The organism is Bradyrhizobium sp. SPXBL-04, from assembly GCF_051853035.1.
Taxonomy (GTDB): domain Bacteria; phylum Pseudomonadota; class Alphaproteobacteria; order Rhizobiales; family Xanthobacteraceae; genus Bradyrhizobium; species Bradyrhizobium zhanjiangense.
Map to the genome: position 1 here is coordinate 5,901,302 of NZ_CP182472.1, position 13,289 is coordinate 5,914,590.

The 13,289-nt window shown below is 64.5% G+C and carries 8 protein-coding genes; 4 read left to right on the forward strand and 4 right to left on the reverse strand.

The genetic code is table 11. The features are described from left to right. Window positions 1-60 precede the first annotated feature (60 nt). Window positions 61-831, forward strand: coding sequence for an SDR family NAD(P)-dependent oxidoreductase (locus tag ACNJX8_RS28075; protein ID WP_439357470.1), 771 nt, complete (start codon window positions 61-63; stop codon window positions 829-831). A gap of 180 nt (window positions 832-1,011) precedes the next feature. Here the strand turns inward: ACNJX8_RS28075 and ACNJX8_RS28080 are convergent, their stop codons facing one another. Genes ACNJX8_RS28080 through ACNJX8_RS28090 form a run of 3 tightly spaced genes read right to left on the reverse strand, consistent with a single transcriptional unit; the run spans window position 1,012 to window position 6,810 of the window. Next, window positions 1,012-4,536 carry an error-prone DNA polymerase gene (locus tag ACNJX8_RS28080; RefSeq protein ID WP_439357471.1) on the reverse strand — a complete coding sequence of 1,175 codons (3,525 nt, stop codon included), beginning with the start codon at window positions 4,534-4,536 and terminating at the stop codon, window positions 1,012-1,014. Then, window positions 4,533-6,125, reverse strand: coding sequence for a Y-family DNA polymerase (locus ACNJX8_RS28085; RefSeq protein WP_439357472.1), 1,593 nt, complete (start codon window positions 6,123-6,125; stop codon window positions 4,533-4,535). The genes ACNJX8_RS28080 and ACNJX8_RS28085 overlap by 4 nt, the downstream gene beginning before the upstream one ends. After that, window positions 6,022-6,810: an ImuA family protein gene (locus ACNJX8_RS28090; RefSeq protein ID WP_439357473.1), complete on the reverse strand. Its 789-nt coding sequence runs from the start codon at window positions 6,808-6,810 to the stop codon at window positions 6,022-6,024. Before ACNJX8_RS28090 ends, ACNJX8_RS28085 begins: the two co-directional genes overlap by 104 nt. 164 nt (window positions 6,811-6,974) lie before the next feature. Here ACNJX8_RS28090 and ACNJX8_RS28095 point away from each other — a divergent pair, with 164 nt between their 5' ends. Beyond that, window positions 6,975-8,372 carry a UdgX family uracil-DNA binding protein gene (locus tag ACNJX8_RS28095; protein ID WP_439357474.1) on the forward strand — a complete coding sequence of 466 codons (1,398 nt, stop codon included), beginning with the start codon at window positions 6,975-6,977 and terminating at the stop codon, window positions 8,370-8,372. A 98-nt stretch (window positions 8,373-8,470) separates the two neighbouring features. Continuing rightward, window positions 8,471-10,099 (forward strand): inorganic phosphate transporter, encoded by a 1,629-nt coding sequence (locus ACNJX8_RS28100; RefSeq protein ID WP_128944816.1) that lies wholly within the window; start codon window positions 8,471-8,473, stop codon window positions 10,097-10,099. Between the two features lie 184 nt (window positions 10,100-10,283). Here the strand turns inward: ACNJX8_RS28100 and ACNJX8_RS28105 are convergent, their stop codons facing one another. Next, window positions 10,284-11,456 (reverse strand): M20 aminoacylase family protein, encoded by a 1,173-nt coding sequence (locus tag ACNJX8_RS28105; RefSeq protein ID WP_091890768.1) that lies wholly within the window; start codon window positions 11,454-11,456, stop codon window positions 10,284-10,286. 212 nt (window positions 11,457-11,668) lie between these two features. Between ACNJX8_RS28105 and ACNJX8_RS28110 the strand changes: the two genes are divergently transcribed. Beyond that, window positions 11,669-13,288 carry a GMC family oxidoreductase gene (locus ACNJX8_RS28110; RefSeq protein WP_439357475.1) on the forward strand — a complete coding sequence of 540 codons (1,620 nt, stop codon included), beginning with the start codon at window positions 11,669-11,671 and terminating at the stop codon, window positions 13,286-13,288. Window position 13,289 lies beyond the last annotated feature (1 nt).

Sequence of the window (13,289 nt, forward strand, 5' to 3'; positions counted from 1 at the left end):
AGCGTATCCACTTAAGCAGCTACACTTCCTGCGACCAAGAAACAAACAAGGAGCCAAACAATGGATCTCGGTCTCAAAAGCAAGAACGCCATCGTGCTCGGCGGCACGCGCGGCATCGGGCGGGCGATTGCGGCGACACTCGCCGGTGAAGGCGCCAATGTCGCAGTATGCGCTCGCAACGCCGATCAGGTTGCGGCCACCGTCACTGAACTGAAGGCAAGCGGTGTCAGCGCCATCGGCAGCCCCGTCGACGTCACCGACGGCGCGGCGCTGAAAGGCTGGATCGAGAATGTCGCGAAAGAACTCGGCGGCATCGATTTGCTGTTCTCCAATGCCGGCGCGATGGCGCAGGGCCAGGATGCCGCGTCCTGGGAGCAGAATTTTCGGCTCGACGTGCTCGGCGCCGTGCATGCGTTCGATGCCGCGCGGCCATTCCTCGAAGCCAGCGGCGAGAGAAGCGGCGATGCGGCCTTCGTCATCATCTCCTCGATCTCGGCCGCACAGGCTGACCTCGCCAGCTCCTACGGCCCGATCAAGGCGGCGCTGATCCACATGGCCAAGGGACTGTCGCGGCAATATGCGAAGAAGAAGATCCGCGTCAACGTGGTGTCGCCCGGCACCGTCTATTTCAAGGGCGGCGTCTGGAACATGATCGAGCAGAACATGCCCGAGCGCTACAAGGATGCGATGAGCCGCAATCCGACCGGCCGCATGGCCACGCCGCAGGAAATCGCGAGCGCGGCGGTGTTCTTGGCGAGCCCGGTGTCATCGTTCACGACCGGGTCCAATCTCGTCGTGGATGGCGCGATTTCGAACCGGGTGAATTTTTAGGGGCGACAAGGTTCGTAACCGCCCGTCATCCTGAGGTGCGAAGCTTGCGATGCAAAGCATCGCAGGCTGAGCCTCGAAGGATGAACGGCCACGATGCAGCCGGGCCGTCGCCCTTCGAGGGCCGCTGTAGAAGCGGCCGCCTCAGGGTGACGGCGAGAGATTGCGCGAGCTGAACAAACCTCAATGAAAATCTCGCGACGGCGGCAGGATGCGGACGTTGCGGGGATGGCGGATTTTTTGCGCGGGGGTATCGGCGTGAGCGCGGGGGTCGTCGTTGAGGGGCTCGATCAGGTCGGCGCCTGACGGCACCGGATGCTTGCGGCTTAAGGCATCGTTGGCGAGGCCGATCAGATCGTGCGAGCGATCGATCATGCGCTGGGCGATGAGATGCGTCACCTTTTCGGGGCTGCTCTGGATATAGCCTTCGACCAGGATGAGGCGCGCGCCCATCACCTCTTTGCGGTACTGCTCCATGATCTTGGGCCACACCACGACATTGGCGATGCCGGTTTCGTCCTCCAGCGTCATGAACACGACGCCGCTGGCGCTACCCGGCCGCTGCCGCACCAGCACGACGCCGGCGCAGCGAACGCGGCGCCGCTCGTTCTCATGGCTGACATCCTTGCAGGCGATGACGCGCTCGCGCGAGAACATCTCGCGGAGGAACTCCATCGGATGTCCCTTCAGCGACAACCGGATGGTCTGATAGTCGGCGACCACCTGCTCGGCGCGCGGCATCACCGGCAATGGTTTTGCGTGCTCGTCCGGCTGCTCGCGCGCGGTGGCTGCCTCGAACAGTGGCAGCGGCACGTCGTCGGGCAGCCGCCGCACCTGCCATAGCGCCTCGCGACGGTCGAGCCCGAGCGAGCGAAACGCGTCGGCATCCGCCAGCAGGATCAGCGCGCGCTTGGGCAGGCCGGTATCGCGCGCAAAATCTTCGAGCGAGGTGAAGGGACGGCGGTTGCGGGCGGCGACGATGCGATCGACCCAGTCCTGGGCTCTCTCCGTATTGTTCTGAGCTACCTCCCCATCGTCATTCCGGGGCGCGCCACTTGGCGCGAGCCCGGAATCCATTCCTCCTCCAGGCATACGCGGCCTCATGGATTCCGCGTTCGCGCTTCCGCCTTCACTCTCAGAGCTTCGGCGGATAGGCCGCGTCCCTCGGAATGACAGCTGGGAGCGCTTCAGGCGTTCCTCATCCTCATCCAGCCAGTGGAATCCGTCGATCTGGCGGAAACCGAGGCGCACGGCGCAATATTTGTCTCTCCCCTGCTCCAGCGTGTTCTGCGCAAAGCTGTAGGACACGTCGATGTCGCGCACCTCGACGCCGTTCTTGCGGGCATCGCCGACGATCTGTGCCGGGGCATAAAAGCCCATCGGCTGCGAGTTCAAGAGGCCGCAGCAGAAGGCGTCGGGATGGTAATGCTTCAGCCATGAAGAGATATAGACGAGCTGCGCGAAGCTCGCGGCGTGGCTCTCGGGGAAACCGTAGGAGCCAAAGCCCTTGATCTGGTCGAAGCAGCTTCTGGCGAAGTCGGCATCATAGCCGCGCGCGACCATGTTGCCGATCAGCTTGTCCTCATATTTGCCGATGGTGCCGACATTGCGGAAGGTCGCCATCGAGCGGCGCAGGCCATTGGCCTCCTCGGAGGTGAATTTTGCCGCCTCGATCGCGATGCGCATCGCCTGCTCCTGGAACAGAGGCACGCCCTTGGTCTTATGCAGCACCTTGTAGAGCTCGTCCGCAGGACCATGCTCGGGCGACGGCGAGGGATAACGCACCTCCTCCTGACCGTTCCGCCGCCGTAAGTAAGGATGCACCATATCGCCCTGGATCGGCCCCGGACGTACGATCGCGACTTCGATGACGAGATCGTAGAAGGTGCGCGGCTTCAGGCGCGGCAGCATGTTCATCTGCGCGCGGCTCTCGACCTGGAACACGCCGAGGGATTCCCCGTCGCAAAGCATGTCATAGACTTTGGGATCGTCCTGCGGAACGCTCGCCAGCACCCAGCGCTCGCCCTTGTGCTCCGCGATCAAATCGAAACATTTGCGGATACAGGTCAGCATGCCCAGCGCCAGCACGTCGACCTTCATCATGCTGAGCGCATCGACGTCATCCTTGTCCCATTCGATGAAGGTACGGTCGTCCATCGCGGCATTGCCGATCGGCACATAGGTGTCGAGCCGGTCCTGCGTCAGCACATAGCCCCCGACATGCTGGGAGAGATGGCGCGGGAATTCGATCAGCTCGGTTGCGAGCTCGACCGCGAGGTTGATCATGGGATTGTTGGGATCGAGTCCGGCCTGCCTGACCTGCATGTCATTGAGGCCCTTGCCCCAGCTTCCCCAGACGGTGTCGGCGAGCGCGGCAGTGACGTCCTCGGTCAGGCCCAGCGCCTTGCCGACGTCGCGAATGGCGCTGCGCGGGCGGTAATGGATGACGGTGGCGATGATCGCGGCGCGATGGCGCCCGTAGCGGCGATAGACATATTGCATCACCTCCTCGCGCCGCGAATGCTCGAAATCGACGTCGATATCGGGCGGCTCCAGCCGCTCCTTGGAGATGAAGCGCTCGAACAACAGATCGACCTTGGTCGGATCGACCGAGGTGATGCCGAGCACGTAACACACGGCCGAGTTCGCCGCCGATCCCCGCCCCTGGCATAGGATATTCTGGCTGCGCGCGTAGCGCACGATGTCGTGCACGGTGAGGAAGTAATGCGCGTATTTCAGCTCGGCGATCAGCGCGAGCTCTTTCTTCAGCGTCGCGTACAGTTTCTCGTCGATTTTGGTGATGCCGCCGAAATATTTGTCGACGCCCGCCCAGGTCAGGTCCTCCAGATGCCCTTGCGCGGTCTTGCCCGGCGGCACCGGCTCGTCCGGATATTGGTATTTGAGCTGATCGAGCGAGAAGTCGATTGCGTCTGCAAAGCGCATGGTCTCCGCGATAGCCTCAGGGAAATCGCGGAACAGCCGCGACATCTCCCTGGGCGTCTTCAAGAACCGCTCGGCATTGGCTTCCAGCTTCCGTCCGACCGCCTCGATCGTGGTCTTTTCCCGGATGCAGGTCAGCACGTCCTGCAAAGGACGGCGCGCCGGATGATGATAGAGCACCTCGTTGGTCGCGAGCAGCGGCACTCGTGCTTCTGCCGCGAGATCATCGAGCCGCGCCAGCCGGCGCCGGTCGTCGCCACGATAGATCAGGCTCGCCGCCAGCCACACGCCCTCGGCGCGGCTGTCCTTGAGTTTCGCAAGAACATCCAGCGCCTGCGCGGGTTCGAAACGATGCGGCAGCGTCAGGACCAGGAGCTGACCTTCCGAAAACGCGAGGAGATCGGCGAAGGTGAGACGGCATTCCCCCTTCTCGATCCGCGTGATGTCGTCGCCGCGCTTGCCCTTGGTGAGAAGCTGGCAAAGCCGGCCATAGGCTGCGCGGTCGCGCGGATAGACCAGGATATCAGGCGTGCCGTCGATGAAGACGATGCGTGCGCCGATCAGGAGCTTCGGCTTGTGCAGCACCTCGGCATTGTCGAGCTCCTTGTAGGCGCGCACCACGCCGGCCAGCGTGTTGTGATCGGCGATGCCGATCGCGGGGATGCCGAGGATGCTGGCCTGATGCACATAGGCGCGCGGATCCGAGCCGCCACGCAGGAAGGAAAAATTGGTGGTGATGCCAATCTCGGCATAGGCAGGCGTGTTCATGCGAAGAGACCGTGCACATACCAGCTGGGAGGAACGGGCTTGCCGTCGTGATCGAAGCACTCCCCCTCATAAAGACCGTCGCGAAAAATCCAGAAGCGCAGGCCTTCGGCATCCTCGATACGGAAATAATCCCGCGTGAGCTGCTTGCCGTCCTGCCGCCACCATTCCATGGCGATGCGCTCGGGTCCCTCCACCCGCACCACCGCATGTAGCGCGCGGCGCCAGGTGAACTGATGTGGCGGACCGTCTGGCACGGTCGCGAACGGCACCTTGATTGGCTCTGGCTTGTCGAACAGCCGCAAGGGGCGCAGCGGCGGCTCGCTCTCGGCACGTGCCGGCCATTCGGCCTGCATGGCAGCGGCGAGATGATGCTGCGCCGGCGCGGCCAGCACCGCGCATTCAGGGATATGGGTGTCCTGCGGCAGGTGCACGACGACACGCTTGCCGCCGATGCGTGCGGCAATGCGGTCGATCAGTGCGGCGAGCTCGTCATTGTCGTGGACATGAGCGTCGAGATCGCGCTGCTCCTGGACCACGATCTCGGTGCGGCTCGCCGACAGCCGCACCATGTCGAAGCCGAAGCCGGGATCGAGCGGATCGGCGAGTGCGTCGAGGCGCTCGCGGAACAGGCGGTCAATGACCGCGCTTCGCGTCACCGGATGTCCGGTCTCGACCGTGATCGCGCGCACCACGCCGTCGGTGCGGAAGAAGGCGGCTTCCAGGCGCCGCGCGCCCTTGCCTTGCTTCTCCATGGACGCGATCAACGTGTCGGCGAGCCGCGACAGCGTCATCGCGATCATGGTGTCGGTCGCGATCGGCTCGGCAAAGCGCTTTTCCACGATGTAGTCGGGCAGCGGCTTGCGCGGGTTGATCGGCGCATCGCCCTGCCCCAGCGCATGCGCCAGCAGCGTGGAGAACCGCGCGCCGAACCGCGCCGTGATCTCGCTCGGCGTGCGCGCGGCGACATCGCCGATGGTCTTCAGCCCGGCACGGCGCAGGCCAGTGGTGATGGTCTCGCCTGCGCCCAGCGCGGATATCGGCAACCGGCTGATCGCCTCCGCCTCCTCGCCATCGGCCACGATGGTGCCCGTGGCCTGCCGCGTCAACGTGCGCGCGCAGACCGAGGTGCCGGCGATCGCCGCGCTGACGGTAAACCCCTGCCGGGCCAATGCGCGGACCAACGTCCGCAACAACGCGGCCTCACCACCAAACAGATGCGCGCAGCCGGTGATGTCGAGGAACAGCCCGTGCGGCGGATCGAGCGCCACCAGCGGCGTGAAGCGGTCGCACCAGTCCGCGACATCGCTGAGCGTCTTCGCATCGGCCACGACATCGGCGTCGAACACACGTAAGTCCGGGCACATCGCCCGCGCATTCGCCAGCGGCTGACCGATATACAGGCCGAGGCGCTCGGCGGCCTCGTCCAGCGCATGAATCACCAGCGCATTGTTGTCCTTGATGACGACGATGCTTGGATCATTGCTCTTATGCAGTCCGACGTTGCCAAAGAACCGCTGAATCCGGTCGATTGGCAGGCGCGGCAGCCACAGGCTGAGGACACGTCGACGGCTCACTGAACTGGCACTCATCACATTTCCATTCCATGATCCACCGGCCACATGGGCCATGACGATTGCGCAAGAGCTCGGCATCGAAGCGCGGCGCCCCCCAGGCACTCCACACCGGGCCCGGCGGTGAATGCGCCGCGCGCAGCATCCATCGTGTTTCCGCGGTCGAGGGCATCGGTTGCGCGGCCATGCGCAGCAAGAGCCCGGTGACGCCGGAAGATTGCGCGGCCAGCGTCAGCTTGCGGCTCGCCACGAGATCGAACTGCCTGATCTCGCCCCAGAGCTCGAGCACCACGGCCCCCAGCGCATCGCAGGCGAGCGCGTCGGCTGAAGTGCGCAGTGCGCTCTCGACATCGGCGGCGCGCACCATCACCACGCGGCGCGGATCGAGACCGAGTTCGGCAAGCCCGCTCATCGACAGCGCGCCGGTTTCGATTTCCGAAAAATCCTGCCGCACCCACAGCAGCGGCTTGCGTGCCGTCACGCGGCCCGCAAGCCCCATGACGAAGCCCGTCGCGACCGTCCCCTGCCGGCCCTCGCAAAACACCTCATGGATCGCCGCGCGTGCAAGCCCGCCCTTCAGCGCGGTATCCGCCTCGCTGTGGCCGAGCGCGACGCGATCGCGATGATGCACGACCTCCGCCGTCTCAATGCGCTCGATTTGGCTGCGCAAGGTCGCAAGCGCGCTGATGCGTGCGCCGCTCATGCTCGCCGCTCCTTCAGAGATTGATGCCGTGGTCCTAAAAGAAGAACCAACGGCTGGCTCATTTGTTCATGATATGTTCTAATATAAAGCTAACGGCGCCCCGAGAGTCAATCGAATTGGCGCTCAGTCGGATTCATGAGCAGAATCAAGAGGATTCAAGTGCCATGTACCTCATCACTCTCGACAGCCAGACCGATTTCGAGAGCTGGCGCAAAACCGCCCGCGCGCTCGCACTGCATCAGATCGCACCGGCCGACGTGACCTGGAGCGTGCAGGGCCGCGCGAAAGAGGCGGTGCCGGCCGGTCTATGCGAAGCGCCAGGCATTCCGCCGATCGAAACCGACGGCACCTTCAGCGTGCCGGCCAATTTCATCGAGCTCGCCCGCATCGCGGCCCTGCACCGCGACGGTGAACGCTTTGCGCTGCTCTATCGCCTGCTGTGGCGGTTACGGACCGACCACGATCTGCTCGAGACCAGGGCCGATCCGGACGTCGCGCAGGCGACAGCGATGGCCGTCAGCGTGCATCGCGACATGCAGCGGATGCGCGATGTCATTCGCTTCCGCGAGATCGGACGCGAGCACAACGCACATTACGCGGCCTGGTTCGTGCCGGAGCATCACATCGTCGAATTCACCGCCCCCTTCTTCGCGCGCCGCTACGCCGACATGCCCTGGTCGATCCTCACGCCCGATATTTGCGCCCATTGGGACGGCCACGCGATCTCCTTCACCCCGGGCATCAGCCAGATGGAGATGCCCGCCCCAAACCGGTTGGAGGAAACCTGGCGCCGCCACTTTCGGCCAGACCAACCGATCATGCCGGAAGCGCCGAAGAAGAGTCACAGGAACCTGTCGAAAGCCTCGATACTTGAACCGCTGCTCGCCGATGCCGAACGCTGGACCGGCGGGTGGATCACCCCGCGGCCGGAGGCTCCGATGAAACGCAAGCTAGCTGCCGATGATCTCGACGCGCTCCGTAAGGAGGCCGCGCATTGCCGCGCCTGCCATCTCTACAAGGACGCAACCCAGACCGTGTTCGGCGAAGGCCCGAAGTCCGCCAACATCATGCTGGTCGGCGAGCAGCCCGGCGACAAGGAAGACCTGGCCGGCCATCCCTTCGTCGGCCCGGCCGGCCAGATGCTCGACCGCGCGTTGGAGGAGGCCGGCGTAGATCGCAAGAAGGTCTATGTCACCAACGCGGTCAAACACTTCAAATTCGTGCCACGCGGAAAGGTCCGCCTGCACCAGAAGCCGACTACGCCGGAGATCCGGGCGTGCCGGCAATGGTACGAGCGGGAAGTTTCGGCAATCCAGCCCGATCTCATCGTGGCGATGGGCGCCACCGCCGCGCAAAGCGTGTTCGGCAAGATCACCCCAATCGGCAAAAACCGAGGCCGGCTCATCGACCTACCCGACGGCCGCAAGGCTTTGGTAACAGTGCATCCGTCTTATCTGCTGCGGCTGCCAGATCCCGAGACCAAGGTGCTGGAATATCAGCGCTTTGTCGACGATTTGAAGATCGCGGCCGGCTTGCAGAAGAAGGCTGCACGGGCTGCCTAATACTGGCAGCAAAAACGGCCTTCACGCCTTAGTTGTCATCCGGCCTTCAAATCCATCGCGGACAATACCCTTACTTGAAAGTTAAGGGGCGTCCAGACATGACCGATGTTGCATTTGACCGCGCGGTAACAGATCCCGCGCCCGTCCAGCCGGCCTCGCGGCCAAATCTCGACAAGGGCTTCAATCCGCTGACGTTGATCCTGTTCTTCGGCATCCTCGCCGCCGGCCTGCTGTTCGTCGCCTACAGCATCTATGTCGACATCAACGCGACCGGCACGCGGGTGACGACCTACCTGCCCTACATCCTCCTGTTCGTCGCGCTCCTGATCGCGCTCGGCTTCGAATTCGTCAACGGCTTCCACGACACCGCCAATGCGGTGGCGACCGTGATCTACACCCATTCGCTGCCAGCCGAAGTCGCGGTGATGTGGTCGGGCTTCTTCAACTTCCTCGGCGTGCTCTTGTCTTCCGGCGCGGTCGCCTTCGGCATCGTCTCGCTGCTGCCGGTCGAGCTGATCCTCCAGGTCGGCTCCAGCGCCGGCTTCGCCATGGTGTTCGCGCTTCTGATCGCCGCGATCCTGTGGAATCTCGGCACCTGGTTCTTCGGCCTGCCGGCCTCCTCCTCGCACACGCTGATCGGCTCGATCATCGGCGTCGGCGTTGCCAACGCCGTCATGCGCGGCCGCGACGGCACCTCGGGCGTGGATTGGAGCAAGGCGACCGAGATCGGCTACGCGCTGCTGCTGTCGCCGCTGTTCGGCTTCATCTGCGCCGCCGTGCTGTTGCTGCTGCTCAAGTTCATCGTGCGCAACCCGGCGCTTTATGCCGCGCCCGAAGGCAACAAGGCGCCGCCGCTGTGGATCCGCGGCCTTCTGATCGCAACCTGCACCGGCGTCAGCTTCGCGCACGGCTCGAACGACGGCCAGAAGGGCATGGGCCTGATCATGCTGATCCTGATCGGCACCGTGCCGACGGCTTACGCCCTCAACCGCGCGCTGCCGGAATCCCAGGTCGCCCAGTTCCAGAAGACCTCCGAGGCTGCCTCCAAGGTGATCTCGGCGAAAGGCGCGGGCCACAGCATCATCGGCGATCCTCGTCCGGCGGTGACGCAGTACATCGCCCTGCACGAGCTCAACGACGGTACCTATCCCTCGCTCGCCGTGCTGGTGAAGGACGTCGGCGATCAGGTTGCCCGATACGGCACGCTGAGCAAGGTCCCCGCCGAAGCCGTCGGCAACACCCGCAACGACATGTACCTGACGTCGGAAGCGATCCGTTTCCTGATGAAGGACAAGGCGAACGATCTCAACAAGGATGAGATCGCGGTGCTCAACACCTACAAGGGCTCGCTCGATGCCGCCACGAAGTTCATCCCGAACTGGGTGAAGATCGCGGTCGCCATCGCGCTCGGCCTCGGCACCATGATCGGTTGGAAGCGCATCGTCATCACCGTGGGCGAGAAGATCGGCAAGAGCCATCTCACCTACGCGCAAGGCGCCTCGGCCGAGCTCGTGGCCGCCGCCACGATCGGCGCTGCCGACGTGTTCGGCCTGCCGGTCTCGACCACCCACGTGCTGTCGTCCGGCGTCGCCGGTACCATGGCGGCGAACGGTTCGGGCCTGCAATGGTCGACGATCCGCAACCTGCTGATGGCCTGGGTGCTGACCCTGCCCTGCGCGATCATGCTGTCGGCCACGCTCTACGTGATCTTCTCGCGGATGTTCTGAACTTCTTTCCCTCTCCCCGTTCTTACGGGGAGAGGGTTAGGGTGGGGGGCTGCATCCACAATCACGGTGAGAGACGGACTCGCGGAGAGTCCCCCTCACCCGGAATCCGCGCTACGCGCGCATTCCGACCCTCCCCGCATCCGCCTTCGCCGAGGCTTCGGCGGACAAGAGCGGGCGAGGTGAACTACGACGCAGCCAGCGATTCCTCGACCAGCTTGACCCAGTAGGACGTGCCGTAGACGATCGCCTCGTCGTTGAAATTATAAGCGGGATGATGCAGGCCGGCGCTGTCGCCGTTGCCGCAGAAGATGAAGGCACCGGGCCGCGCCTCCAGCATATAGGCAAAATCCTCGCCGCCCATCAGCGGCGGCATCTCGTGCACGTTGGCGTCCCCTGCGACCTGCTTGGCGATGCGCCTTGCCACCTCGGTCTCCGCAGCGTGGTTGTTCACCACCGGATAGTTGCGCTTGTAGCGCAGATCGATCTTCGCACCCGTGATCTGCGCCACGCCTGCCACAACCTCGTGCACGCGCTTCTCGACCAGCTTGCGCACCTCCGGCGACAACGTGCGGATGGTGCCCCTCAGCGTCGCCGTCTGCGGAATGACGTTGCGGGCATTGCCGGCGTGGAATTCACAGATCGAGATCACCGCCGATTCCAAGGGATCGACGCTGCGCGCGACGATCGATTGCAAGGCGGTGATCACCTGCGCGCCGACCAACACGGAGTCCACGCATTTGTGCGGACGCGCGGCATGGCCGCCGACGCCCTCGATCATGATGTCGACCTCGTCGGTCGCCGCCATGATCGGACCCGGCCGGATCGCGAACGAGCCGATGGGGATGCCCGGGCCGTTATGCATGCCGTAGACCTGCTCAATGCCGAAGCGCTCCATCAGGCCGTCCTTGACCATGGCCGCACCGCCCGCGCCGCCCTCCTCGGCCGGCTGGAAGATCACCACGGCATCGCCGGCGAAATTGCGGGTCTCGGCGAGGTAGCGCGCCGCGCCCAGCAGCATCGCGGTGTGGCCGTCATGGCCGCAGGCGTGCATCTTACCCGGGGTCTTGGAGGCGTAAGGCAGGTTGGTCTGCTCCTCGACGGGCAGCGCGTCCATGTCGGCGCGCAGGCCGATCACCTTGAGCCCCTCGCCGGCCGGCTTGCTGCCCTTGATCACGCCGACCACGCCGGTCTGGCCAAGGCCAGTCACGACCTCATCGCAGCCGAACTCACGCAAACGGTCCGCAACGAATGCTGCGGTGCGGTGAACGTCATAAAGCAGCTCCGGATGCTGATGGATGTCCCGGCGCCAGGCCTGAATATCGGGTTGGAGGTCGGCGACGCGGTTCACGATGGGCATGGAGGGTCTCAAGCTTTGTTGGGAATACAGGACTGTCTACCATGCAAGCGCCGGTCCACCTAACTGCCGCGGATCGAGGGTAGCCCTGTCCTCTCGTCATGGCCGGGCTTGTAGCGAGCTTGTCTTCGCCATCCACGTCCGACTATTAGGACAGAAAGCGCTGGAGCCCCGGGACAAGCCCCGGGCATGACGCCTGTTTGGGTGGACGCAGAATGCCAAGACGGCTCGAAGGTGAGTTTGACTACATTGTCGTCGGGGCCGGCACGGCGGGCTGTATCCTCGCGAACCGGCTCTCGGCCGATCCGAAGAACCGTGTCCTCATTCTCGAGGCCGGCGGCGACGACAACTGGATCTGGTTCCACATCCCGGTCGGCTATCTCTTTGCCATCGGCAATCCGCGCTCGGATTGGATGTTCAAGACCGAGGCTGAGCCGGGCCTGAACGGCCGCGCGCTCGCCTATCCCCGCGGCAAGGTTATCGGCGGCTGCTCGTCGATCAACGCCATGATCTCGATGCGTGGACAGGCCGCCGATTACGATCATTGGCGCCAGCTCGGCATGACCGGCTGGGGCTATGACGACGTGCTGCCGCTGTTCAAGCGGCTGGAAGATCACTTCCTGGGCGCGAGCGAGCATCACGGCGCCGGCGGCGGCTGGCGCATCGAGGCGCCGCGGCTATCGTGGACGATTCTGGACGCGGTGGGCGATGCCGCCGAGGAGATGGGCATCAAGCGCATCCCGGATTTCAACACCGGCGACAACGAAGGCACCAGCTATTTCCACGTCAACCAGAAGCGTGGCCGGCGCTGGTCGTCGGCCCGCGGCTTCCTCAAGCCCGCGCTGAACCGCCCCAATCTGCGGCTCGAGAAGCATGTGCTGGTCGACGGTGTCATCATCGAGCAGGGCCGCGCCGTCGGCGTGCGCTTCATCCAGAATGGCGAGATCATCGAGGCACGGGCGAAGCGCGAGGTGATCCTCTCGGCCGGCTCGATCGGCTCGGTGCAAGTGCTGCATCGCTCCGGCATCGGCCCCGCCGACTGGCTGTCGCCACTCGGCATCGACGTCGTCATGGACAAGCCCGGTGTGGGGCGCAACTTACAGGACCATCTGCAGCAGCGCGCGATCTACAAGGTCGAGGGCGTGCGCACGCTGAACGAGACCTATTACAACCTGTTCCGCCGCGGCCTGATGGGGCTCGACTACGCCTTCCGCCGCCGCGGTCCGCTGACCATGGCGCCGTCGCAGCTCGGTATCTTCACGCGCTCGGATGCGACGCGCGCACGCGCCAACATTCAGTTCCACGTGCAGCCGCTGTCGCTCGACAAGTTCGGCGATCCCCTGCACCGCTTCCCCGCGATCACGGTGAGCGCCTGCAATCTCCAGCCGACCTCGCGCGGCACCGTGCGGCTGCGCTCGGCGAGCCCGGACGAGAAGCCGATCATCGCGCCAAACTATCTGTCGACCGATGACGATCGCCAGGTCGCCGCCGACGCAATCCGCACGACGCGCCGCCTGATGCAGCAGAAGGCACTCGCAAAGTACCGCCCGAGCGAATATCTGCCCGGCCCCTCCGTCGGTGACGACGATGCCTCGCTCGCGAAGGCTGCCGGTGACATCGGCACCACCATCTTCCATCCCGTCGGCACGGCGAAGATGGGTGCGGCGAACGATCCGATGGCGGTGGTCGACGAGCGCCTGCGCTTCCACGGCCTTTCCGGCCTTCGCATCGTCGATGCCTCGATCATGCCGACCATCACCTCGGGCAACACCAACACGCCGACCGCGATGATCGCCGAGAAAGGCGCGACGATGATCCTGGAGGATGCGAAGTAGC